The following is a 22,071-nucleotide window of genomic DNA, read 5'->3' as shown; positions in this document are numbered from 1 at the left end:
GAAGATCCACCATGGCCGAACGGACCGCAACCGTCGCGAGCAGCTCCGGACTGCACGCCCGCCCCGCAAAGCTCTTCGTGCAGGCGGTCAAGGAGACGGGCGTTCCCGTCACGATCGCCGTTCCCGGTGGCCCCGACCAGAACGCCGGCAGCATCCTGACCCTGATGGGTCTCGGTGCGACGCAGGGCACGGTCGTCACGCTCAAGGCCGAGGGCGAGGGCGCCGAGGAGGCGCTCGACAAGCTCGTCGCCTTCATCGAGACGGATCACGACGCCGAGTGAGGCTCGACCCCCACGAACGACGGATGCCGCGGAGCGCAAGCCCCGCGGCATCCGTCGTTTCCGTGGTCGGGTCAGAGGTCGGTCGAGTCTCCCGGCTCGAGCTCGAGGAACTCGCCGCCGTTCTGCTCCGTCGCCCACTTCAGCCGGTCACGGTGCATCGCGAGACCCGCGCGGGAGAGCGTCATGTCGTGCGTGCCGAAGGCGCGGCGCGGCTTCACGGCGAGCACGTAGTCGATCGCCTCACCGATCTTCAGCCACGGGGCGCCGACGGGGGCCGCGAGCAGACCGACTTCGACGCCCTCGGGGACGGCGTAGGAGTCGCCCGGGTAGTAGAAGTCGTCGTTCACGAGGACGCCGAGGTTGTCGATGACGGGGATCGACTCGTGGATCACGCTGTGGGTGCCGCCGAAGAAGCGGAGCCGGAACGGTCCGATCTCCACCTCGTCGCCGACGTCCACCGCGGTGACGTCGTAGTCGGATGCCGCGGCCACGACACCGGCCGGGCCGAGGATCGGCACACCCGGCGCCTGGGAGAGGACGGCGTCGAGCTGGGCGGGGGTCCAGTGGTCCGGGTGCTCGTGCGTGAGGATCACGCCGACCAGACCGTTCAGATCGTCGAGGGGCAGGGTGAAGGAACCGGGGTCGATGAGGAGGGTCTTACCCTCGCTGTCGAGGCGGAGGCAGGCATGTTCGTGCTTCGTGACGCGCATCGTCCCAGTCAACTCAGCAGGGCGGGCTGTGGCAAGGGCGGCCCGATTTTGCACCGCTGTGAACGTCATGCATAATTGAACGGTTGCCTCCGCAGGGAGGGAACGGAAAAGTACGGCCCCATCGTATAGCGGCCTAGTACGCCGCCCTCTCACGGCGGTAACGCGGGTTCGAATCCCGCTGGGGTCACCAGACAGACGACACCCCCGACCACCAGGTCGGGGGTGTCGTCGTTTCGGCGCGTCGCGGGATCTCAGGCCTCCGGCGATCCACTCCGCACCCGTGCTCGGCGTCGTGCCCGGCGCACCACCTGGACGACGGTGAGGACGATGCCGGCGACGACGAGCCAGGGGAGCAGGAATCCCAGACCGAGGACGATTCCGTTCACTGTCGCGACGAGCGCGTTCCATCCGGTCGCGAAACCGTCGCCGAAACCCTGCGGGTCGGCGGCGACGACCTCACCCGGCTCGGTGACGGTGATCGTGGCGCTCGAGAGGGCGACGTCGTCGGCCAGCGCGTCGGACTGCGCCCGCAGCGAGTCGAGCTCCGCCTGTCGCTGCGAGAGCGCCTCCTCGGCGGTCAGCAGGTCGGCCGTGGTCGCTGCGTCCGAGATCAGCGACTCCAAGCGGTCGACGGAGGTCTGCAGCGCCGAGATCCGTGCGCGGAGGTCGGTCGACTGGGCGGTGACGTCCTCTCGCGAGATCTCCGAGGACCGGACCTCGCCCACGTCGTCGAGATCGGCGAGGAAGTCGCTCAGCGTGTCCGCCGGCACGCGCACGGTGATCCAGGTGCCGTCCCCAGAGGAGGTCGCGACGTCGCCCGACGACTCCGCGGACGGCGCAGCCGAGACGTTCATCGACTCGACGTACCCGCCGGCCGCGTCGGCCCGGTCACCGATCTCCCTGGCGGCGGCGGCCGGGTCTCCTGCTTCGAGGACGGTCGAACTGGTCGCGACGACCTCGCGCCCGGTGGCGGCGGTCGAGCCGTTCTCCTCCGCGCCACCGCCCCCGTCGCCCCCGAGGTCCCCGTTCGCTTCGGGTGCGACGGCACCGCCGGCACCCTCGTCGTACAGCCCCACGGATCCGCCCGCGCTGCTGCTCGCCCCCGTGCCGCTCAGAGCGGGTCCGACGAACCCGGCGACCACGATGACCGCGGCCGCGGCGCCCGTGAACCCCCAGGCGCGACGCCGCCGGCGCTGCGACTGCTCCGTCGAGCGCGAGACCTCGGCGCGGATGTCGGCGAACAGCGCGGCCTCGATGTCGTCCTGCCGCTCGGGTGTGAGCTCGGGGAGCTCGAGGTCGGGCCCTGTCATGATCCCTCCGCTCCGACGACGGCGCGCAGCTTCGTGCGCACCCGCGAGAGGCGGTTGCGGACGACCGCGTGCGAGATCCCGAGCTCCGCGGCGGCGGCGGCGTACGCGTAGCCTTCCGTCGCGCACAACCGGAAGATCTGCTGGTCGAGGGGGGAGAGGGTCCCGAGCTCCGCCATCACACGCTCGGCCAGGTCCCCGCCGATCACCTGATCCTCGACGTCGACGGTAGCCGGGAGCGTCTCCTCGACCGCCCCGGCGGTGTGCAGCCGGTCGCGGCGCTGCCGCCGCATCCGGTTCGCGCTCTGGAACCGGCAGATCGTGACGAGCCACGGCAGCAGCGATTCGCTGACGAGATCGAGCGTCGGCAGTCGCCGCCACGCGACCAGGAAGGTCTCCTGCATGACATCCTCCGCATCGGCCGTGTTCCCGAGGAGGCCATGGGCGAGCCAGTACACCGGCCTCGCGTAGGCGCGGTAAAGCTCGCGGAAGGCCTGCTGATCGCCACCCGCGGCGGCGGCCACCAGGTCCGCGTCACGCCTCGCGAGCGGGTCGGCCATGGCATCCTCGTTCGTTCTGTCGATGGGGGAGTGTCGCGTCGCGGGGGATCGTCTCAGGCACCTCAAAAGGTACTCTGGGGGACGCCCCCGCATGAAAGGCCCTCATGGAGCTCCCCCTCTGGTTCGAGGTCGGCTCGCTGGTCGTGCTGACGCTCATCCTCGTCGCCGACCTGCTTCTGATCATCAAGCGTCCGCACGTCCCCTCGACGAAGGAGTCGACGCTCTGGGTCGTCTTCTACGTGGCCCTCGCGCTCGTGTTCGCGCTGATCATGCTGGTCGTGACGGACGTCGACTACGCCGGTCAGTTCGTCGCCGGCTGGCTGACGGAGTACAGCCTGTCGATCGACAACCTGTTCGTATTCGTCCTCATCATGAGCCAGTTCTCCGTGCCGCGCGCGGCGCAGCAGAAGGTGCTGATGGTGGGCATCATCATCGCGCTGATCCTGCGCGGCATCTTCATCCTCCTCGGTGCCGCGATCATCGAGCAGTTCAGCTGGGTCTTCTACCTCTTCGGGCTCTTCCTCATCTACACGGCCTGGAAGCAGGCCTTCTCGAGTGAGGACGACGAGGACGAGCAGAAGAAAGAGAGTTTCGTCGTCCGCCTGCTCCGCCGTCGCATGTCGATCAGCGAGGAGTACGACGGCGCGAAGGTGCGTACCGTCATCGACGGCAAGAAGGTCTTCACGCCGATGATCATCGTGTTCGCCGCCCTCGGCATGACCGACCTGCTCTTCGCGATCGACTCGATCCCCGCGATCTTCGGCATCACGCAGAGCGCCTTCATCGTCTTCACCGCGAACATCTTCGCCCTGATGGGCCTGCGGCAGCTCTACTTCCTGCTCGGCGGTCTGCTCGACCGGCTGAAGTACCTGCACTTCGGCATCGCGTTCATCCTCGCCTTCATCGGCGTCAAGCTCGTCCTGCACGCGATGCACGAGAACGAGCTGCCGTTCATCAACGGCGGCGAGCACATCGAGTGGGCGCCCGAGATCTCCACGTGGGTGTCGCTCGGGGTGATCGTGGCCTCGATGGTCGTCGCGACCGTCGCCAGTCTCGTCGCTGCGCGTCGAGAGGGGCTGCGCGAGCCCGTTCCGGCGACGGGACCGACGCCCGTCGGCCACGCCGAGGACGTCGCCGCCGAGCAGGGCACGCCTTCGACCGTCGACCCCCGCCCGTCGCGGGAGGACTGAGGGGCGCCTCAGAACGGTCGCAGGTTCGCCCGGAGGGTCGGTTCGTACTCCCGGCGCAGGATGCCGCGGCGTCGCAGGATCGGGACGAGCTCGTCGAGCGTGCGGTGCACGGTCACGGGGTGCAGGTCGCCCCAGAGCAGCACGCCGTCGTTGCCCCACGCGCCGTACTCCTCGATGCGGTCGGCGAGCTCGTCGGCGGTCCCGACCCAGCCGGAGCCGTCGCTCAGACGGCCGAGGCGTGCGTGCGCCGCGAGGATCCGTCGCAGGGGTGCGTCGTCGTCGTGGTCGCCCACGAGTCGGCGGATGCTGCCGTGCGAGACGTGATCCCCGAAGATCCCCCGATCCAGGGGCCGGTCGAGGTCCAGGGTCGTCAGGTCCGTCTCGAGGTCGCTCGACTGCCGTTCCGCGATCCGTCGGAGCGTCGCTTCGTCCGGTTCGAGCGAGGCGGCGACGATCCGGTCCGCCTCCTCGGCGGAGGAGACCACGATCGGTTGGATGGCGAAGAGGATCGTGATGTCCTCGGCCAGCCGACCCGCCGCCACCGCGGCGTCGTGGATGCGGCTGCGGTAGCCGCGGACGGAGTCCTCGGTCATCGGCGCGAGAGCGAGCTGCACGTCGGAGTTCGCCCCGGCGAAGCCGAGGCCCCGCGGTGAGCCGCCCGGAGAGACGATGACGGGTTCCCCGTCGGTGAAGGGGATCGCGTTGAGGGGGCCGTCGAACGCGTAGTACTCACCGCGGTGGATCGTCGGTTCGAGCCGAGTCCCGTCCGCGTACCGACCGGCGGCGGGATCGGCGATGAGCGCTCCGTCGGGCCAGCTCCGCCAGAGCGCCCGTACCGCCGACATCCACTCCTCGGCGCGGTCGTACGCGGCGTCGTGACCGAGCTGCGGAGTGGTCGAGAAGTGGCGGGCGCTGCCGGTGTCGGTGACGACGTTGAGTCCGAGCCGGTGCCCACTGAGGTGCTGCAGCGTCGCGAACTGCCGGGCCGCCGTGTACGGGAGGGTTGCGGCGGGGTTCACCGTGGGCACGATCCCGATGCGTTCGGTCGCCGCGAACAGGTAGGGAGCCAGCAGCAGGGGGTCGAGCTTCGGACCGCCGAAGGCCTGGCGCACCCGCAGGTCGATCGTTTCGGCCGAACCCAGCGACGGCGCGTCCTCGATGATGAGCAGATCGAACCCCGCCTGCTCGAGGGTCCGGATGGCGTCCTGGTACAGCGCGGGGGAGGTCCAGTCGTACCCCCAGTCGAGGTACGGGTGGCCCCATCCGTGCGGGCCGAAGCCGCGCGCGAGGAACCACCCGAAGTGCTGCGGGCGGCTCATGCGAGCACCGCCGCATCGTCCCGGACGGCGGATGCCGCCGCCGCGAGCGCCTGGTCCAGGTCGGCCAGCAGGTCGTCGAGGTCCTCGATGCCGATGGACAGCCGCAGCGTTCCGGGGTGGATGCCCAGGGTCGCGTGCTCGGCGGGGGAGCGCCGGGCGTGGCTGGTCGTCGCCGGATGCAGCACGAGCGAGCGGACGTCGCCGAGGTGCGTCATGTGGGTGATCACCGAGACCGCTTCGACGAACGCCCGCGCAGCCGGCAGCCCGCCGCGGAGCGTGACGGTGAAGACCGAGCCGTACCCGCCGCGGAGGGAGGTCCGCGCGAGGTCGTGGGTGGGGTGCGAGGCGAGCCCGGCGTAGTCGACCGACGCCACCTCGGGGCGGTCGGCCAGCCACCCGGCGACGGCGAGCGCGTTCTCCGATTGGCGCTGCACGCGGAGGCTGAGCGTCTCGATGCCTTGACCGATGAGGAATGCGGTCAAGGGGGAGGGCGTCGGCCCGTACCGCGGTGCGACGCTCTCCCGCAGGTGGGCGATGCGCGCGCGCCCGCCGTAGCGCTCCCAGACGCTCGGCGTGCCCGCGCCGCTCCCGACGAGGTGCGGGAAGAGGTGGCCGGAACGGGAAGCGTCGAACCGTCCGTCGTCGACGATCACGCCGCCGAGCACGGCGCCCTGCCCGGCGAGGAACTTGCTCGCCGAGTGGACGACGATCGCGGCGCCGTGTTCGAGGGGACGCAGCAGATACGGCGTCGCGAACGTGTTGTCGACGATGAGGGGGATGCCGGCGGCGTCGCCGATCGCGGCGACCGCCGCGATGTCCAGGACGTCGTTACGGGCGTTGGCGATCGACTCGCCGAGGAGCACGCGCGTCTCCGGGCGGATCGCGCGGCGCCAGGCATCCGGGTCGTGGATGTCGTCGACGAAGGTCGTCTCGATCCCGAGTCGGGCCAGGTTGTCGACGAGCAGGCCGCGGGTGCCCTCGTAGATGTGCGTGGAGCTGACGATGTGCGATCCGGCGCTGACGAGCCCGAGCAACGCGACGGCGAGGGCGGCCTGTCCCGACGCGAGGAGGACCGCCTCGGCACCGCCCTCGAGCGACGCGAGCTTGCGCTCGACGGCGTCGACGGTGGGGTTGCCGGTGCGGGTGTACCCGTACCCGTCGCCGGCACCGAAGTGGGCGGCGGCGGCGTCGAACGAGTCGAAGGTGAAGCCTGCCGTGAGGTGGATCGGCAGGGCGCGCGGGGTCGCCGTCGCGGCATCCGTCCCCACGTGGACCTGTCGCGTCGTGAACCCTCCGGTGGTCCGCTCCGTCATCGTCGTCTCCTGTCCCTCAGGGCACACAGCGTGCCACGGGGCGCCGCGGAGCCACCGATCGTGAGACGCGGTGTTACGCCGCCGGCTCGTCTCGCCCCGTCCGGGCCGGTGGTAGTCTGGCGCGGTGCGGACCGCTCGACTCCTTATCGGCCGCGACGAGACCTCGCTCTGAGCCCTCTCTCGTCGCGGAGGCTGTCGCGGGCGCCATCCGACATCAGGAGACACCATGAGCATGATTCCCGACCGTCCGCGGACCCTCGCCGAGAAGGTGTGGGACGACCACCTCGTCGTGAAGGGTGAGGACGGCAGTCCCGACCTCATCTACATCGACCTCCACCTCGTCCACGAGGTGACCAGCCCGCAGGCCTTCGACGGTCTCCGCGCCGAAGGTCGCCCGGTGCGCCGCCTCGACCTCACGATCGCGACCGAGGACCACAACACCCCGACGCTCGAGATCGACAAGCCGATCGCCGATCTCACGAGCCGCACCCAGATCGAGACCCTGCGCCGCAACGCCGAGGAGTTCGGGGTGCGTCTGCACTCCCTGGGCGACAAGGAGCAGGGGATCGTCCACGTCGTCGGCCCGCAGCTGGGACTGACGATGCCGGGCATCACCGTCGTGTGCGGCGACTCGCACACCTCGACGCACGGTGCGTTCGGCGCCATGGCGTTCGGCATCGGCACGAGCGAGGTCGAGCACGTCCTGGCCACCCAGACCCTGCCGCTGAAGCCCTTCAAGACGATGGCCATCACCGTCGAGGGCATCCTCAAGCCGGGGGTCAGCGCGAAGGACATCATCCTGGCGATCATCGCCAAGATCGGGGCCAACGGCGGGCAGGGGTACGTCCTCGAGTTCCGCGGCTCCGCCATCCGTTCGCTCTCGATGGAGGGCCGGATGACGATGTGCAACATGTCCATCGAGGCCGGCGCCCGCGCGGGGATGATCGCGCCCGACGAGACGACGTTCGCCTACGTCAAGGACAAGCCGCACGCACCGCAGGGCGCGGACTGGGACGAGGCGGTCGCCTACTGGCGGACCCTGCCGTCCGACGAGGGAGCCGTGTACGACGCGGAGGTCTTCCTCGACGCCGACGAGCTCGAGCCGTTCGTCACCTGGGGCACCAACCCGGGTCAGGGCGTGACCCTGAGCGGTGTGGTCCCCGATCCGGCCGAGATGACCGATCCCAACGAGCGCGCCGCCGCGGAGCGCGCCCTCGAGTACATGGACCTGACCCCCGGGACCCCGCTGAAGGACGTGCAGGTGGATGCCGTCTTCATGGGCTCGTGCACGAACAGCCGCATCGAGGATCTCCGCCAGTTCGCGTCGATCGTCCGGGGCCGGACCAAGGCGGACGGGGTCCGCGTCATGGTGGTGCCCGGCTCGGCGCGCGTCCGGCTGGAGGCCGAGGCGGAGGGGCTCGACAAGGTCTTCACCGACTTCGGCGCCGAGTGGCGTTTCGCCGGATGCTCGATGTGCCTCGGGATGAACCCCGACCAGCTCGCCCCGGGGGAGCGGTGCGCCTCGACGAGCAACCGCAACTTCGAGGGACGCCAGGGCAAGGGCGGTCGCACGCACCTCGTCTCGCCCCAGGTCGCCGCCGCGACCGCCGTGCTCGGCCGCCTCGCGAGCCCGAGCGATCTCGACGCACTCGCACTCACGGAGGCCTGACATGGAGAAGTTCACCCGCCACACCGGTGTCGGCGTCCCGCTGAAGCGATCCGCGGTCGACACCGACCAGATCATCCCGGCCGTCTACCTGAAGCGCGTCACCAAGACCGGCTTCGACGACGCCCTGTTCGCCAACTGGCGGCAGGACCCCTCGTTCATCCTCAATCAGGACGCGTACCGGAACGGCTCCGTCCTCGTCGCCGGACCCGACTTCGGCACCGGGTCGAGCCGTGAGCACGCTGTGTGGGCTCTCCGCGATTACGGCTTCCAGGTGGTGCTGAGCACCAAGTTCGCCGACATCTTCCGCGGCAACGCCGGGAAGCAGGGACTCGTCACTGGTGTGGTCACCGAGGAGGTGCTCGAGGCGATCTGGGCGGCCCTCGAGGCGGAGCCGGGGCGCGAGGTGACCGTCGACCTCGAGACACGCACGGTGCAGGTCGGCGACGTCCAGGCCCCGTTCGACATCGACGATTACACTAGGTGGCGGCTTCTCGAAGGGCTCGACGACATCGGGCTCACCCTGCGCAGCGAAGACAAGATCGCGCAGTTCGAGGCGCGCCGCGAGGCGTGGCGGCCGCGGACGCTCCCCGTCCGCTGATCGGCCCGCGCCCCGCACAACGGGGCCGACCACGCTTCCTCGACACCAGTAATGAGGTCCCACCGATGAACACACTTCTCAGCGACTCCGCGTCGACTCCCGCCGGCGGCGGCAGCACCGGTCAGACGCTCCGGATCCGCGGCGGTCGACCGCTGCGCGGCCGCGTCGAGGTGAAGGGGGCGAAGAACCTCGCCACGAAGGCGATGGTCGCCGCCCTCCTGGGAGAGACGGCGAGCATCCTCCGGGACGTGCCGGACATCAGCGACGTCCACGTCGTCCGCTCACTCCTCGAGGTCCACGGCGTCCGCGTCGAGGACCTGGAGGACGGCGTCCTCCGACTCGACCCGAGCGGTGCCGTCTCGGCGCACATGGAGGAGATCGACGCGCACGCGGGGGCCTCCCGCATCCCGATCCTGTTCTGCGGTCCGCTGCTGCACCTCCTCGGCCAGGCCTTCATCCCCGACCTGGGCGGATGCCGCATCGGCGACCGTCCGATCGACTTCCACCTCGACGCCCTCCGCTCATTCGGTGCCATCGTCGACAAGCTGCCCAGCGGCATCCGCCTCTCGGCTCCCGACGGCCTGCACGGCGCGAACATCGAGCTGCCCTACCCGAGCGTCGGTGCGACCGAGCAGGTGCTCCTGACCGCGGTTCGCGCCAAGGGCACGACGGAGCTGCGCAACGCCGCCATCGAGCCCGAGATCATGGACCTGATCGCCGTCCTCCAGAAGATGGGCGCGATCATCTCCTACGAGCCCAACCGGGTCATCTTCATCGAGGGCGTCGAGTCGCTGCGCGGGTACGACCACCGCAGCATCTTCGACCGGAACGAGGCGGCGTCCTGGGCGGCGGCCGCCCTCGCGACCGACGGCGACATCTTCGTCGGCGGAGCCAAGCAGCAGGAGATGCTGACGTTCCTCAACGTCTTCCGCAAGGTGGGCGGCGACTTCGACATCGCCGAGGACGGCATCCGCTTCCGTCGCGGCGGCCCGCTGAAGCCCGTCATGGTCGAAACCGACGTGCACCCCGGCTTCATGACCGACTGGCAGCAGCCCCTGATCGTGGCGCTCACGCAGGCCGAGGGCGAGTCCGTCGTCCACGAGACGGTGTACGAGAACCGTCTCGGCTTCACGCGTGCCCTCGTCCAGATGGGCGCCGACATCGTGGTGCACCCCGACGGCATCGCGAGCTCCGCCCGCCGCGTGCCGCGTCGGGCGCTCGAGCAGGCGGCCGTCATCAACGGCCCGACCCCGCTGCGCGGCGCCGACGTCGTCGTGCCCGACCTCCGCGGCGGGTACTCCTACGTCATCGCCGCCCTGGCGGCCGAGGGCGAGTCGACCGTGCGCAACATCGGGATCATCCGTCGTGGCTACGAGAAGTTCCTCGAGAAGCTGACCGATCTCGGCGCCGACTTCGACGTCACGGAGTGAGCGCGGTGGCTCCTCGTCGCCGCGCCTCCCCGGAGAAGACCCGCCCGAGCGTCTTCTGGCCGGCGGCGATGATCGTCGTACCCGCGACCGGCTGGTTCGCGAAGATCGAGATCGAGGGTGGCGAACACCTTCCCCGCGAGGGCTCCTACATCCTCGCGCCCAACCACTACAGCGAGTTCGATCCGGTGATCCTCGCCGTCGCGACATGGCGGCTCGGCCGTGCCCCGCGCTTCATGGCCAAGGAGAGCCTGTTCCACGTTCCCGTTCTCGGGTGGCTGCTGCGGGCGACGGGGATGGTGCCGGTGGCCCGGGCATCCACCTCCGCCGCGGCGAAACAGACCCTCGCGCAGTCGAACGCCCTGGTGGCGGCGCAGCGCGGCGTCATCGTCTACCCGGAGGGGTCGCTCACGCGCGACCCCGACATGTGGCCGATGCGCGGCAAGACCGGCGCCGTCCGGCTCGCGCTGTCCGCGCCCGAACCGCTGCCGGTCATCCCCGTGGCGACGTGGGGCGTGCAGGAGATCCTGCCGCGGTACGGTCGCCTGCGCCTGTGGCCGCCGCGTCGCCGCGTCCGCGTTCTGCTGGGTCCGCCGGTCGACCTGTCCGCCTTCACCGACACGACGCCGGGGACGCTCGCTGCAGCGACGGATGCCGTCATGCGCGACATCTCGATCCTGCTGGGACGCCTGCGCGGCGTCCAGCCTCCCGCCGAGCGGTGGAACCCGGCCCAGCACGGTCAGAAGGAGACGGGTCGCCTTGACTCCTAGGGAAGCGTCGCGCCGCGAGGCACCGGCGCCCCGCGTCGCCGTGCTCGGTTCCGGCAGCTGGGGGACGACCTTCGGCAAGGTGCTCGCCGACGGCGGCGCGGACGTCGTCATGTGGGCCCGCCGCGCCGAGCTCGCCCACGAGATCCGCGAGGGCAAGCGCAACTCGCAGTACCTGCCCGGCATCAACCTGCCGCGCGGGCTGTCGGCCACCCACCACCTCGCCGAGGCGCTGGACGGTGCGACGCAGGTCTACATCGCGATTTCGAGTCAGGCGCTCCGTCAGAACCTGAAGGGCGTCCGGCCTCTGCTCGCGACGAACGACGCACCGATCGTGTCGCTCATGAAGGGCGTGGAGAAGAAGACCGGGCTCCGGATGAGTCAGGTCCTCGAGCAGGAGCTCCACTGCGATCCCGCGCGCATCGCCGTGGCATCCGGACCCAACCTCGCCCTCGAGATCGCACGCGAACAGCCGACGGCAGCCGTCATCTCCTCGTCGAGCCAGGAGACCGCCGAAGCCGTCGCCCGCATCTCGCGTAACCGCTACTTCCGCACCTTCGTGAACACCGACGTCATCGGGACCGAGTTCGGCGGCGTGCTGAAGAACCTCATCGCCGTCGCTATCGGCATCGTCGACGGGGTCGGCTACGGCGAGAACACCAAGGCGTCGATCATCACGCGCGGTCTTGTCGAGATGACCGACTTCGCCGTCGCGCAGGGCGCGCAGCCCGAGACCCTGCAGGGCCTCGCCGGTCTCGGTGACCTCATCGCGACGTGCCAGTCCCCGCTGAGCCGCAACAACACGGCGGGCCGGCTGCTCGGCCAGGGGTACAGCTTCACCGAGGTCGTCAAGCAGATGGACCAGACGGCCGAGGGGCTCGCGTCGGTGGCACCGGTGCTGCAGTTGGCCCGCGAGGCCGGCGTCCACATGCCGATCGTCGAGCAGGTCAAGATGGTCCTCGACGGCACGATGAATCCGCGCGACATCGCACCGCATCTCACGACGGATGACGACGAGCCCACCGAGGAGAGGACTCAGAATGGTTCAGGCGGCAGTGGTTCTGCTCTTCGGCGGGCGTTCCAGCGAGCACTCGATCAGTTCCGCCACGGCGGGGGGCGTCCTCCGCGCGATTGACCGCGAGCGCTACCGGGTCATCCCGGTCGGGATCACCCGCGAGGGTGCGTACGTCCTCGAGGACGACGATCCCGACAAGTTCGCCCTGAACGCCGATCGGCTGCCGGAGGTCGTCGACAACGGCACCCGCATCGTATGGCCGGAGTCGACCGTCGAGCGCGAGCTCTCGGTCCGTCGCCCGGACGGGACCGTCGAGTCCCTGGGCGACATCGACGTCGTCTTCCCGATCCTGCACGGCCGCTTCGGCGAGGACGGCACGGTGCAGGGGTTCCTCGAGCTCCTGGACCTGCCGTACGTCGGTGCGGGCCTGCTGATGTCCGCCATCGGCATGGACAAGCACACCACCAAGAGCATCCTTCAGGCGGCCGGTGTGCCCGTCGTCCCGTGGGTCACGGTGACGCGGGCGGTCCTCGAGCGCGACGGTGACCTCTGGCGTCGCCGCATCCGCGGCCTCGGACTGCCGGTGTTCGTCAAGCCCGCGCGTGCGGGATCGAGTGTCGGGGTGTCCAAGGTCTCCGACTGGGACGAACTGGATGCCGCGCTCGAGACCGCCTTCGCGGAGGACTCGAGCGTGCTCGTCGAGCAGGCCGTCACCGGCCGCGAGATCGAGTGCGGCGTGCTGCAGGGGCGCGACGGCGGCGACCCGCGAGTCAGCGTCGCCGGCGAGATCGTCGTGAGCGGGCGGGACTTCTACGACTTCGAGGCGAAGTACCTCGGCGCCCCCGGCATCGACCTCGTCTGCCCCGCGGAGCTCCACGACGGCGAACTCCGCGAGATGCAGCGGATCGCCGCCCGTGCGTTCGAGGCGGTCGGAGGGCAGGGACTGTCGCGGGTCGACTTCTTCTACACCGGCACCGAGTTCTTCGTGAACGAAGTGAACACGATGCCGGGGTTCACGCCGATCTCGATGTTCCCGACCTGCTGGATCGAGAGCGGACTGAGCTATCCCGAGCTCATCACCGAGCTGATCGAATTGGCGCGCTGATCCGCCTCAGGGGACGACGTCGGATGCCGCGACGCACTGTCCCGTGGTCTCGAACCGCTTCGTGATGAGGCGGCTGACGGCGCTCACCGGACCGCTCGAGCTGACCTCGTCGTAGTCGATGATGAGCTGGATCGCCGGTTCGCGGCCGTAGGTCGTGATGCGGTAGAGCGGTGCCCGCGAGTCGTCGACGACCCAGTCGACACCGTCGACCGTCACGCAGGGAAGCTCCGACGGACCGAGGGGCGGGACCCCGCACGCGAGCTGCACGGTCGTGGGGTCGCCCCAGGCGGCGGTCGACTGCGCGTCGGTCCAGCGCCGCGGCTGGTCGCCCAGGTCGTCGGGCAGCCGCACCATGACCTCCGCGCAGCGCGGGTCGTCGGCTCCAGGGGCGGCCTCGACCGCCACCGTCGACGAGCACCCCGACAGTGCCGCGACACCGGCGACGAGGATGGCGAGCGCGACGGTCGAGCGGGTCCGGGGCATCGCTCCAGGCTACCGTGGAGCCATGGGTGAGCTTCGTGTGCGCGACGTCTCCGAGGCGGAGCTGCTGCGCCGCATCCTGCGCGTCCTCGGACCGCTTTCGCGCGCCGAGGTGGGCCCCGGTGACGACGCCACGGTCCTGGCCGTCCCGGGCGGCCGCGTCGTGGCGACGACCGACACCCTCGTCCACGGTCCCGACTTCCGATTGGCGTGGACGTCGCCGCGGGACCTCGGATACAAGGCCGCCGCCGTCAACCTCGCCGACGTCGCCGCGATGGGCGCGCGTCCCACGGCTCTGCTCGTCGCCCTGGCCCTGCCGGACTCCCTCCCGGCCGCCTTCGTCGACGACCTCGCGACAGGGTTCCGCGACGCGCTCGACGAGCTGGCACCCGGGTGCGCCGTCGAGGGCGGGGACCTGACTGTGTCCGACACCCTCACCGTCGCCGTCACCGCCCTGGGCGTCCTGGACGGCGTCTCGCCCGTGCTCCGCTCCGGAGCGCGGCCGGGTGACGACGTCGCCGTCGCGGGCGGCCTCGGCGCGGCGGCCCGCGGCCTCCGCCTGCTGTTCACCCGCTTCCGCGACGACGAGGGACGCCCGGTCGCCGTCGACCTCGCTGTCCTCACCGAGCAGGAGCGGCGGGACCTCTCGGCTCAGCTCCGGCCGCAGCCGCCGGTGCGGCTGGGGCTCGCTGCCGCGCGGGCCGGCGCGACCGCCCTCATGGACGTCTCGGACGGCCTCGTCCTCGACGCGACCCGACTGGCGGACGCCTCCGAGGTGACGCTCCTCATCGAGGCGGACCTCGAGGACGACGCGCTCTCCGGCGGCGAGGACCACGCGCTGCTCGCGTGCTTCCCGGCCGGCACCGCGCCTGCCGGCTTCACCGTGATCGGTCGTGTTGCGCAGCGGCGGGAGGTGCCCGTCCTGATCCGGGGCGTCGCGCCGGACGGCCGCGGCGGGTGGGATCCCTATTCGGACTGGGATGCGGTGCTCGGCTGACCCGAGCGAGCGAGCCACCACAGCGTCGTGTCGCCGTACTTCTTGCTGCGGTCGACGACGAGACCGTCGGGCAGGAGCGGTTCGCCGGAGCGCGTCGCGCGTTCGACGACGACCGTCGCGGCGGGGGTGAGCCGCGGCACGAGCAGCCCGAGCGTCGCCGAGACCTCGGCATCCGTCATGTCGTAGGGCGGGTCGACGAACACGAGGTCGAACGCGGGTCCGCCGGCCCGCAGGAACGTGTCGGCGGCGGACCGGTGCACGGTCAGCCGGCGCCCCGGGAGGCTGGGCCCCACGGCGCGGACGTTGCGGTCGATGACGGATGCCGCGCGCGGCGCGCGCTCGACGAGGTCCGCCGACGCGGCCCCGCGGCTCACCGCCTCGAGACCCAGCGCTCCCGACCCCGCGTACAGGTCGAGCACGGCTGCCCCCGCGAGCAGGTCGCCGGCGTCGAGGGCGCCGAAGAGCGACTCGCGCACGCGCTCGCTCGTCGGCCGCGTGCCGGCGCTCGGCACGACCAAGGGCAGTGAGCCGGCGTCTCCCGCGATGATCCTCGTCACCCCGCCACGATAGCGGCGTCCGCGCCCGCTCCTAGACTCGAGGCATGCCGTCGTACTCGCTCGCCACACCGCTCGCCGAGGCGGTCGGCGACACCCTGGCGAAGGGGCTGCGTCGAGCGTTCCAGATGACCACGGTGGGCGACCTGATGGCGCACTACCCGCGACGCTTCGCGAGCCGCGGCCAGTTGACACCGATCGCCCAACTCCCGGTCGGCGAGCTGGTGACGATCGTCGCCGAGGTGCTCTCGGCGACGACACGGCAGATGCGCGGTCGGCGCGGCGAGATCGTCGAGGTCCTGATCGGCGACGGCAACGGCAGGATGTCCCTGACGTTCTTCGGGCAGTCGTGGCGGGTGAAGGACCTGCGTGCCGGGCGCCAGGGGATCTTCTCGGGCAAGGTGGGGGAGTACCGGGGGCAGAAGCAGCTGACGCATCCCGACTACGAGCTCTTCGACGACGAGGGCACGGCCCGGCTGAGCGCCGAGGCATGGCACAACGTCCCCATCCCGATCTACCCGGCCGCGAGCACGTTCTCCAGCTGGCAGGTCAAACGCTGCGTCGACCAGGTGCTGACCGGGCTCGGCGAGGTGCCCGAACCTCTCCCCGATGCCTTCCGCGCCGCGCAGGGCCTGCTCGATGCCCGGACGGCGCTCGTGCGCATGCACGCACCGGAGTCCTTCGACCAGATCGGTCCGGCGCGCGAGACCCTGCGGATGCACGAGGCGTTCGTCCTGCAGGCGGCGCTCCTGCAGCAGCGGCAGTTCGTGCGCATGATGTCGGCGACCGCGCGCCCTGCGGGCGACCTCCTCGAGCGTTTCGATGCCGCGCTGCCCTTCGAGCGCACCCCCGATCAGCTCACAGTGGGCGACCGCATCGCGGCGGACCTCGTCGGCGAGTGGCCGATGAACCGGCTCGTGCAGGGGGAGGTCGGCTCCGGCAAGACGCTCGTCGCGCTCCGCGCCATGCTCCAGGTCGCCCAGTCGGGCGGCCAGTCCGCGCTCATCGCCCCCACCGAGGTGCTGGCGGCGCAGCACGTCCGCTCGATGGCCCGCATGCTCGGACCCGCGCTCGCACCGGAACTGATGCCGACACTCCTCACGGGTCAGCAACCCGCCGCGGAACGCCGTCGCGCCGCCCTGCGGGTCGCGTCGGGCCAGGCGCGCATCGTCGTCGGGACGCACGCGCTCCTCAGCGAGTCGACCACGTTCGCCGACCTGGGTCTCGTCGTCGTCGACGAGCAGCACCGGTTCGGCGTCGATCAGCGCGAGACCCTCCGTGCGAAGGGGAGTTCGCCGCACGTCCTCGTGCTCACGGCGACGCCCATCCCTCGCACCGTCGCGATGACGGTGTTCGGCGACCTCGACGTCTCGACGATCCGGACGATGCCGGGCGGCCGGGCGGGCATCTCGACCTTCGTCGCGCCGGTGGGGGAGAAGCCGGGCTGGTTCGCGCGCGTCTGGGAGCGCGTGGCCGAGGAGGTGCGGCTCGGACGGCAGGCCTTCGTCGTGTGTCCTGCGATCGACGCGTCGACCGAGACCGACGAGGACGAACCCGTCGAGGAGGCCGAGCCCGGCCGCACCCGCTGGGGCGTCCTGCAGGCGGAGGCGCTCCTCGAGAGCCACCCGGACTACCGCGACATCCGCGTCCAGATGCTGCACGGCAAGATGCCCGCCGATGAGAAGGATGCCGTGATGCAGGCGTTCGCCCGCGGCAACATCGACGTGCTCGTCGCGACCACCGTGGTCGAGGTCGGCGTCGACGTCCCCAACGCGTCCACCATGGTCATCCTCGAAGCCGACCGCTTCGGGGTGTCCCAGCTGCACCAGCTCCGCGGTCGCGTCGGCCGCGGTGCGGTCCCCGGGCTCTGCATCCTCGTCACCGAGGCCGATCCCTACACCCCGGCCCGCGCTCGCGTGGAGGCGGTCGCGGCGACGACGGACGGTTTCGAACTCGCCGAGGTCGACCTCGACCTGCGGGGCGAGGGGGACGTGCTGGGCGATGCGCAGTCGGGCGTCCGCTCGTCCCTGCGACTGCTGCGTGTCGTGGCGGATGCAGATCTGATCGCCACCGCCCGCGCCGAGGCCGAGCGTCTTCTCGCGGAGGACCCGGCCTTGGATCGCCACCCGGGCCTCGCTGCGGCCATCTCCGGGCGCGTGAGTCACCGCGAGCGCGCCGCCCTCGCGAAGAACTGACCCGCTCCACGTCGTGTCGCATCGTTAGGCTCGTCGATATGAACAACCGGATCGCCGTCGTGCCCGGCTCCTTCGACCCGCCGACGCTCGGCCACCTCGATGTGATCCGACGCGCGGCCGCCCTCTACGACCAGCTGCACGTCCTCGTGGTCCACAACCCGGGGAAAGAGGCGATGCTCCCGATCGCGCAGCGACTGACGCTGCTCGAGCAGTCCATCGCCGAGAGCGACATCGAGGGTGATGTCGTTGTGGCGGCATGGAGCGTCGGGCTGCTCGTCGATTACGCGACGGACGTGGACGCGGGGGTGCTCGTGAAGGGGATCCGTTCGCAGGTGGATGTCGCCTACGAGACGCCCATGGCGATCGTGAACCGCCACCTCGCCCACGTGGAGACCGTGTTCCTGCTGCCCGATCCCGCGCACGCGCTCGTCTCGAGCTCGCTCGTGCGCCAGGTGGCCTCGCTCGGCGGTGACGTGTCCCCGTTCGTCCCGGCTCCGGTCGCGCGATTCCTCGACACGGGAGCCCACCCCGCCTGATCCGGCCCGCCGGCGTCCGCGCACGCGTACGATGGACGACCGTGGTCAGAAAGCGTGTGAGCGGTCCGTTCGTCCTCCCCGTCCGCGACATCGTCCGGGCTCCCGGTGAGATGCGCGAGTTCGAACTGCGGGTCCCCGCTCCGGAGAAATGGGGAGAGGGCCTCGCGTTCGTCCGCGCCGGGGAAGAGGTCGAGGTCGACGTCCGTCTCGAGTCGGTGCACGAGGGCATCCTGGTCACCGCCGAGATCGCCACGACCTACGACGGCCAGTGCAGCCGTTGCCTCGTGGACCTGACACACCCCCTCGAAGTCGAGTTTCAGGAGCTCTTCGGGTATTCTGGGGATGAAGCGACTGACTTCGAGGTTCAAGACGACCACGTGGATCTTGAAACTCCTGTCAGGGATGCGATCGTCCTGTCGCTTCCGTTCCAGCCGGTGTGTCAGCCGGATTGCCCCGGACTAGATCCGTCCACGGGCGAGAGGCTGACCGGAGCACCGGTCCCGGAGACTCAGATCGACCCGCGCTGGAATGCGCTGGCCGCCTTGTCGGCCCGAACCCCAGACCACGACGACGAGGCCACGCGCCCCGACGCCGACGACACAGAGAAGAGCTGACCATGGCAGGTAACCCCCCGAAGCGGAAGGTCTCCCGCTCCAACACCCGTTCGCGCCGCGCGCAGTGGAAGGCCGAGGCCCCCACGCTCGTCAAGACCATCGAGAACGGCAAGGTCGTCTACAGCCGTCCCCACCAGGCGAAGGTCGTCACCGACTCGCAGGGCACGGAGCTGTTCCTCGAGTACAAGGGCCGCAAGGTCGCCGACATCTGATCGTCGCGTCGTGACGGACGCCGCCACCGATCACTCGGTGCTCACACACAAGCTCGGGGTCGAGATCGACCCCGAGCTTGTGTCGCTTGCGTTGACCCATCGTTCGTACGCGTACGAGCACGGCGGTATCGCGCACAACGAGCGTCTCGAGTTCCTCGGCGACTCGATCCTCGGCATGGCCGTCACCGTCCACCTCTATCGGACGCACCCCGACCTGGATGAGGGATCCCTCGCCAAGCGGCGGGCGAGCGTCGTCTCGACCGTCGCTCTCGCGGAGGTCGCCCGCGGCATGGGCCTCGGTGCCCACCTGCGGCTAGGCCGGGGCGAGGACCAGACAGGCGGGCGCGACAAGGATTCGATCCTCGCCGACACCACCGAGGCGCTCATCGGGGCCGCCTACCTGTCCGCCGGGATCGAAGCGGCGACCGCTCTCGTCCTGCGACTGGTGTCCCCGTTGATGGCGGATCCCGAGCGGTACGGCGCCGCGATGGACCCGAAGACGAGCCTGCAGGAACTCGCCGCACGCCTGGGCTATGCGGCACCGACGTACAGCGTCGAGGCGGCGGGACCCGATCACCACCGGGTGTTCACGGCGACGGTGGCCGTCGGCGAGGTCGCGCGGACCGGCGGCGGTTCGAGCAAGAAGCAGGCTGAGATGGCGGCAGCGCTCTCGGTCTGGCGCGAACTCTCCGCGCGGGCCTGAGTCCCGTGCCCGAACTGCCCGAAGTCGAGGTCGTGCGCGCCGGTCTCGTCCCCGCCCTCGCCGGCGCTCGCCTCGACGCCGTCACCGTTCTGGACGCCCGCTCCCTCACCCGTCACCCGGGCGACGCACGCGACTTCGAAGCGCGGCTGACGGGTCGGCGCGTCGACGCCGTGGTCCGCCGCGGCAAGTTCCTCTGGATGCCGCTAGCGGATGCCGGTGCGGAACCGATCGAGGCCATCGTCGGTCACCTCGGGATGAGCGGGCAGATGCTGCTGCGCGAGCCCGGCACACCGACACTCCGCCACGAGCGGATCCGCTTCGATGTGCGGCATCCGACCCACGGTGAGATTGCGATGGTCTTCGTGGACCAGCGGACCTTCGGCTCCCTGGCGATCGATCGGCTCGAGCGCACTCCCGACGGTGCCGCGGCAGGACGGGGGAGCGACATCCCGCTCGTCCCCACGCAGGTGGCGCACATCGCACGGGATCCGCTGGACCCCGCGTTCGACGATCGCGCGTTCCGGACCGCGCTCGGGCGGACGCGCTCCGCAGTGAAGCGTGCACTGCTCGATCAGACCGTCGTCAGCGGAATCGGGAACATCTACGCCGACGAGGCGCTATGGGCCGCGCGGCTGCATCCGGAACGCCCCGCGAACGAGCTCCCGACGCGCGCAGTCACCCGCCTGCTCGGCGAGGTCCGGGCCGTGCTGGACCGGGCCCTCGCCGAGGGCGGGACGAGCTTCGACGCGCAGTACGTGAACGTCAACGGACAGGCGGGATACTTCGCCCATTCCCTGAACGCCTACGGGCGGACGGGTCAGCCCTGCCCGCGCTGCGGCACGCCGATCGTGCGGGTGAGCTTCACCAACCGATCGAGTCACTACTGCCCGCGGTGTCAGCGACGCTGATCAGTCGAGGACCTTCTTCCAGGCGCCGATGTACGCCGCCGGCTCGAAGCCGATCGTCTCGTTGATGCTGAGCATCGGACGGTTCTCCTCGGCGTTCCAGGTGACGATGCGGGAGGACCGGGGCATGACCTCGCGCCACCGGAGGATGCCCGCGCACTTCACCAGCTGCCCGAGGCGATGCCCCCGATGCTCACGGAGCACAAGGGTGTCCATCTGCTGCGTCGCCGCGGTCGGGTCGACGCCGGAGCAGAGCTCGTTGAACGCGACGACCGTGCCGGTCGCCTCATGGACGGCCACCGTGACGAGCACCGTCTGTCCGCCGTCGACGAAGCGGGCGTCGTGGCGCGCGAGGCGCTCGACGTCCCAGGTCTCCTCGTCGATCTCGAGCCCCGCCGCCGGGGCGTCCGTCGACATCCGGGACTTCGCCCAGGCGAAGCTCTCGCGGTAGGCCTCGGGAGTCGGGAGCATCCACTGCTCCACGCGGTAACCGTCGGCATGCGATCGGGCATCGGCGAGGAGGTCTCGCACGCTCGGAAGTGCGGGTTCGATCTCGAGCACGCTCTTCCGGTCGACCTGTTCGAGCGTGTACCCGTGGCGTCGGAAGTAGCGCGCAGGACGGTCCAGCGGGATCTCCCCGTAGCCCGTCGGAGCGGCGAGCCGTTCCGAGGTCGCACCGGCGTCGGGCTCGGGATGCTCGGCCCATGCCTGCAGGACGGTGCGTCCCGCGTCACGGGCGGTGCCCTCGACGACGGCGTGAAGCGCACCGCCGATGCCCCTGCCCTGGACCCGCTCGAGGAGTTCGACGGTCCAGTAGGCGACCTGCGACCCCTCCTCAGCGGGGAGGTCGACGATGACGCGCCCCACCACCTGGTCCTCGACCAGAACGATCCAGCTGCGCTTGTCGTTGTCCGGGTCGGGTTGGAAGTGGGGGAGCAGTTGGGCCGGTGTCACGGCTTCATCGTCGTTGTCGCTGATCTCGCGGTAGATCTCGTTCCGGACGTCGACCATGGCGACGAAATCGGCGGCATCCGAGGCATCGACGCTGGCCGGTACGACGAGGGGGCGCAGTTCGAAGGGGACTGACGTGGTCATGAGGGACTCTTCTCTGAGAGGTGAGGGGGCCGCGAGCGGGTCGCGGCCCCCGGGGTGTCATCGACGCGGAGCGAGGAGCGCACGACGGCGTTCCCACTCGGCTTCCCGCGCCTCGCGAGCGAGACGCTGGGCACGGCGGGCATGGAGGGCCTCGCGATCGGGGCCGGGGCGCGTGCTCCACAGGAGCAGCGCGACGGCCAGTCGCAGGGCGATCCGGTCGAGGAACGTCTGACGGGCGGAGGTGCCCGTCGAGGTGGGATGCTGCAGCGCGGCGAGGACCGCCGAAGTGCGCTGCGGCGCGGTGAGGGTGGACATGAGTGATCTCATTTCGGAAGGGATGGATGCCGCGGAGCGCGGCGGAGGATCGTGCCGCAGCACGAGAGGACGGGGGGACGCACGGGCACAGAGGCCCGGCATCCGGGAGGGGACGGACGGAGTCCGCCCTCAGGGCGTGGGAGAGTTCACCGTCCGAGGACGGGATCCGGGACGGCTGTCAGTGGCCGGAACGGATGCGGTCTG

24 protein-coding genes and 1 tRNA gene are annotated in these 22,071 nt (G+C 70.5%); 16 read left to right on the top strand and 9 right to left on the bottom strand.

The features are described from left to right. The first annotated feature begins 11 nt into the window (after window positions 1–11). On the top strand, window positions 12–281 hold the full coding sequence (locus Q9S71_RS10755) for an HPr family phosphocarrier protein (RefSeq protein WP_064001929.1): 270 nt from the start codon (window positions 12–14) through the stop codon (window positions 279–281). Window positions 282–352: 71 nt separating this feature from the next. Here the strand turns inward: Q9S71_RS10755 and Q9S71_RS10750 are convergent, their stop codons facing one another. Continuing rightward, a complete protein-coding gene (locus Q9S71_RS10750; protein ID WP_311862308.1) occupies window positions 353–991 on the bottom strand; it encodes an MBL fold metallo-hydrolase in 639 nt (212 codons plus the stop codon). A gap of 114 nt (window positions 992–1,105) precedes the next feature. Between Q9S71_RS10750 and Q9S71_RS10745 the strand changes: the two genes are divergently transcribed. Next, a tRNA-Glu gene (locus tag Q9S71_RS10745) sits at window positions 1,106–1,181 on the top strand. A 61-nt stretch (window positions 1,182–1,242) separates the two neighbouring features. Here the strand turns inward: Q9S71_RS10745 and Q9S71_RS10740 are convergent. Next, on the bottom strand, window positions 1,243–2,301 hold the full coding sequence (locus Q9S71_RS10740) for a DUF4349 domain-containing protein (protein ID WP_311862307.1): 1,059 nt from the start codon (window positions 2,299–2,301) through the stop codon (window positions 1,243–1,245). After that, entirely contained in the window at window positions 2,298–2,858 is a 561-nt protein-coding gene (locus Q9S71_RS10735; protein ID WP_253035161.1) for an RNA polymerase sigma factor, read from the bottom strand. The genes Q9S71_RS10740 and Q9S71_RS10735 overlap by 4 nt, the downstream gene beginning before the upstream one ends. Window positions 2,859–2,962: 104 nt before the next feature. Between Q9S71_RS10735 and Q9S71_RS10730 the strand changes: the two genes are divergently transcribed. Beyond that, window positions 2,963–4,048, top strand: a complete 1,086-nt coding sequence (locus Q9S71_RS10730; protein ID WP_311862304.1) for a TerC family protein — start codon at window positions 2,963–2,965, stop codon at window positions 4,046–4,048. A gap of 8 nt (window positions 4,049–4,056) precedes the next feature. Here the strand turns inward: Q9S71_RS10730 and Q9S71_RS10725 are convergent, their stop codons facing one another. Then, window positions 4,057–5,367 (bottom strand): LLM class flavin-dependent oxidoreductase, encoded by a 1,311-nt coding sequence (locus Q9S71_RS10725; protein WP_311862302.1) that lies wholly within the window; start codon window positions 5,365–5,367, stop codon window positions 4,057–4,059. Continuing rightward, window positions 5,364–6,680, bottom strand: coding sequence for an O-acetylhomoserine aminocarboxypropyltransferase/cysteine synthase family protein (locus tag Q9S71_RS10720; protein ID WP_311862301.1), 1,317 nt, complete (start codon window positions 6,678–6,680; stop codon window positions 5,364–5,366). The genes Q9S71_RS10725 and Q9S71_RS10720 overlap by 4 nt, the downstream gene beginning before the upstream one ends. Window positions 6,681–6,906: 226 nt before the next feature. Between Q9S71_RS10720 and leuC the strand changes: the two genes are divergently transcribed. From leuC to Q9S71_RS10690, 6 genes are all read left to right on the top strand, one after another. Next, window positions 6,907–8,349, top strand: coding sequence for a 3-isopropylmalate dehydratase large subunit (leuC, locus tag Q9S71_RS10715; protein ID WP_311862300.1), 1,443 nt, complete (start codon window positions 6,907–6,909; stop codon window positions 8,347–8,349). 1 nt (window position 8,350) lies between these two features. Then, a complete protein-coding gene (gene leuD / locus Q9S71_RS10710; protein ID WP_311862299.1) occupies window positions 8,351–8,947 on the top strand; it encodes a 3-isopropylmalate dehydratase small subunit in 597 nt (198 codons plus the stop codon). 65 nt (window positions 8,948–9,012) lie between these two features. Beyond that, the gene (murA, locus tag Q9S71_RS10705; RefSeq protein ID WP_311862297.1) at window positions 9,013–10,377 is read left to right on the top strand and encodes a UDP-N-acetylglucosamine 1-carboxyvinyltransferase; all 1,365 of its coding nucleotides are present in this window, start codon (window positions 9,013–9,015) and stop codon (window positions 10,375–10,377) included. Then, window positions 10,374–11,144: a lysophospholipid acyltransferase family protein gene (locus tag Q9S71_RS10700; protein WP_311862296.1), complete on the top strand. Its 771-nt coding sequence runs from the start codon at window positions 10,374–10,376 to the stop codon at window positions 11,142–11,144. The genes murA and Q9S71_RS10700 overlap by 4 nt, the downstream gene beginning before the upstream one ends. Beyond that, window positions 11,134–12,276, top strand: coding sequence for an NAD(P)H-dependent glycerol-3-phosphate dehydrogenase (locus tag Q9S71_RS10695; RefSeq protein ID WP_311862294.1), 1,143 nt, complete (start codon window positions 11,134–11,136; stop codon window positions 12,274–12,276). The genes Q9S71_RS10700 and Q9S71_RS10695 overlap by 11 nt, the downstream gene beginning before the upstream one ends. Then, window positions 12,182–13,261: a D-alanine--D-alanine ligase family protein gene (locus tag Q9S71_RS10690; RefSeq protein ID WP_311862292.1), complete on the top strand. Its 1,080-nt coding sequence runs from the start codon at window positions 12,182–12,184 to the stop codon at window positions 13,259–13,261. The genes Q9S71_RS10695 and Q9S71_RS10690 overlap by 95 nt, the downstream gene beginning before the upstream one ends. A 6-nt stretch (window positions 13,262–13,267) precedes the next feature. Here the strand turns inward: Q9S71_RS10690 and Q9S71_RS10685 are convergent, their stop codons facing one another. Continuing rightward, entirely contained in the window at window positions 13,268–13,744 is a 477-nt protein-coding gene (locus tag Q9S71_RS10685; protein WP_311862291.1) for a DUF3515 family protein, read from the bottom strand. 22 nt (window positions 13,745–13,766) lie between these two features. Here Q9S71_RS10685 and thiL point away from each other — a divergent pair, with 22 nt between their 5' ends. Continuing rightward, window positions 13,767–14,738 (top strand): thiamine-phosphate kinase, encoded by a 972-nt coding sequence (gene thiL / locus Q9S71_RS10680; RefSeq protein ID WP_311862290.1) that lies wholly within the window; start codon window positions 13,767–13,769, stop codon window positions 14,736–14,738. On the opposite strand, the gene rsmD is transcribed toward thiL, so the two are convergent. Continuing rightward, the gene (gene rsmD, locus Q9S71_RS10675; protein ID WP_311862288.1) at window positions 14,708–15,295 is read right to left on the bottom strand and encodes a 16S rRNA (guanine(966)-N(2))-methyltransferase RsmD; all 588 of its coding nucleotides are present in this window, start codon (window positions 15,293–15,295) and stop codon (window positions 14,708–14,710) included. The two genes, thiL and rsmD, sit on opposite strands and share 31 nt — an antisense overlap. 44 nt (window positions 15,296–15,339) lie before the next feature. Between rsmD and Q9S71_RS10670 the strand changes: the two genes are divergently transcribed. From Q9S71_RS10670 to mutM, 6 genes are read left to right on the top strand one after another with little or no spacing between them, the layout of a single operon-like run. Continuing rightward, window positions 15,340–17,487 carry an ATP-dependent DNA helicase RecG gene (locus tag Q9S71_RS10670; RefSeq protein ID WP_311862287.1) on the top strand — a complete coding sequence of 716 codons (2,148 nt, stop codon included), beginning with the start codon at window positions 15,340–15,342 and terminating at the stop codon, window positions 17,485–17,487. Window positions 17,488–17,525: 38 nt separating this feature from the next. Next, window positions 17,526–18,023 (top strand): pantetheine-phosphate adenylyltransferase, encoded by a 498-nt coding sequence (coaD, locus tag Q9S71_RS10665; RefSeq protein WP_217532052.1) that lies wholly within the window; start codon window positions 17,526–17,528, stop codon window positions 18,021–18,023. 56 nt (window positions 18,024–18,079) lie between these two features. Then, window positions 18,080–18,637 carry a YceD family protein gene (locus Q9S71_RS10660; RefSeq protein ID WP_311863247.1) on the top strand — a complete coding sequence of 186 codons (558 nt, stop codon included), beginning with the start codon at window positions 18,080–18,082 and terminating at the stop codon, window positions 18,635–18,637. Between the two features lie 2 nt (window positions 18,638–18,639). Beyond that, window positions 18,640–18,849, top strand: coding sequence for a 50S ribosomal protein L32 (gene rpmF, locus Q9S71_RS10655; protein WP_018188062.1), 210 nt, complete (start codon window positions 18,640–18,642; stop codon window positions 18,847–18,849). 10 nt (window positions 18,850–18,859) lie between these two features. Next, the gene (gene rnc / locus Q9S71_RS10650; protein WP_311862286.1) at window positions 18,860–19,552 is read left to right on the top strand and encodes a ribonuclease III; all 693 of its coding nucleotides are present in this window, start codon (window positions 18,860–18,862) and stop codon (window positions 19,550–19,552) included. Between the two features lie 5 nt (window positions 19,553–19,557). Then, window positions 19,558–20,460: a bifunctional DNA-formamidopyrimidine glycosylase/DNA-(apurinic or apyrimidinic site) lyase gene (gene mutM / locus Q9S71_RS10645; protein ID WP_311862285.1), complete on the top strand. Its 903-nt coding sequence runs from the start codon at window positions 19,558–19,560 to the stop codon at window positions 20,458–20,460. Here the strand turns inward: mutM and Q9S71_RS10640 are convergent, their stop codons facing one another. Further along, window positions 20,461–21,552: a GNAT family N-acetyltransferase gene (locus tag Q9S71_RS10640; RefSeq protein WP_311862284.1), complete on the bottom strand. Its 1,092-nt coding sequence runs from the start codon at window positions 21,550–21,552 to the stop codon at window positions 20,461–20,463. 57 nt (window positions 21,553–21,609) lie between these two features. After that, window positions 21,610–21,867, bottom strand: a complete 258-nt coding sequence (locus Q9S71_RS10635) for a hypothetical protein (protein WP_311862282.1) — start codon at window positions 21,865–21,867, stop codon at window positions 21,610–21,612. Window positions 21,868–22,071 lie beyond the last annotated feature (204 nt).

The organism is Microbacterium gawkjiense, assembly GCF_031932225.1.
Taxonomy (GTDB): Bacteria; Actinomycetota; Actinomycetes; order Actinomycetales; family Microbacteriaceae; genus Microbacterium; species Microbacterium gawkjiense.
The sequence above is the reverse complement of the archived record's forward strand: the minus strand, read 5'-3'. Positions and strand labels throughout refer to the sequence as shown.

Coding starts and splice junctions, on each gene's coding strand:
- thiL (WP_311862290.1), top strand. CDS start 13,767: ATGGGTGAGCTTCGTGTGCGCGACGTCTCCGAGGCGGAGCTGCTGCGC.
- Q9S71_RS10735 (WP_253035161.1), bottom strand. CDS start 2,858: ATGGCCGACCCGCTCGCGAGGCGTGACGCGGACCTGGTGGCCGCCGCC.
- Q9S71_RS10640 (WP_311862284.1), bottom strand. CDS start 21,552: ATGACCACGTCAGTCCCCTTCGAACTGCGCCCCCTCGTCGTACCGGCC.
- coaD (WP_217532052.1), top strand. CDS start 17,526: ATGAACAACCGGATCGCCGTCGTGCCCGGCTCCTTCGACCCGCCGACG.
- leuC (WP_311862300.1), top strand. CDS start 6,907: ATGAGCATGATTCCCGACCGTCCGCGGACCCTCGCCGAGAAGGTGTGG.
- Q9S71_RS10670 (WP_311862287.1), top strand. CDS start 15,340: ATGCCGTCGTACTCGCTCGCCACACCGCTCGCCGAGGCGGTCGGCGAC.
- Q9S71_RS10750 (WP_311862308.1), bottom strand. CDS start 991: ATGCGCGTCACGAAGCACGAACATGCCTGCCTCCGCCTCGACAGCGAG.
- Q9S71_RS10755 (WP_064001929.1), top strand. CDS start 12: ATGGCCGAACGGACCGCAACCGTCGCGAGCAGCTCCGGACTGCACGCC.
- leuD (WP_311862299.1), top strand. CDS start 8,351: ATGGAGAAGTTCACCCGCCACACCGGTGTCGGCGTCCCGCTGAAGCGA.
- Q9S71_RS10685 (WP_311862291.1), bottom strand. CDS start 13,744: ATGCCCCGGACCCGCTCGACCGTCGCGCTCGCCATCCTCGTCGCCGGT.
- Q9S71_RS10690 (WP_311862292.1), top strand. CDS start 12,182: ATGGTTCAGGCGGCAGTGGTTCTGCTCTTCGGCGGGCGTTCCAGCGAG.
- Q9S71_RS10720 (WP_311862301.1), bottom strand. CDS start 6,680: ATGACGGAGCGGACCACCGGAGGGTTCACGACGCGACAGGTCCACGTG.
- Q9S71_RS10635 (WP_311862282.1), bottom strand. CDS start 21,867: ATGTCCACCCTCACCGCGCCGCAGCGCACTTCGGCGGTCCTCGCCGCG.
- rpmF (WP_018188062.1), top strand. CDS start 18,640: ATGGCAGGTAACCCCCCGAAGCGGAAGGTCTCCCGCTCCAACACCCGT.
- Q9S71_RS10740 (WP_311862307.1), bottom strand. CDS start 2,301: ATGACAGGGCCCGACCTCGAGCTCCCCGAGCTCACACCCGAGCGGCAG.
- Q9S71_RS10730 (WP_311862304.1), top strand. CDS start 2,963: ATGGAGCTCCCCCTCTGGTTCGAGGTCGGCTCGCTGGTCGTGCTGACG.
- murA (WP_311862297.1), top strand. CDS start 9,013: ATGAACACACTTCTCAGCGACTCCGCGTCGACTCCCGCCGGCGGCGGC.
- Q9S71_RS10725 (WP_311862302.1), bottom strand. CDS start 5,367: ATGAGCCGCCCGCAGCACTTCGGGTGGTTCCTCGCGCGCGGCTTCGGC.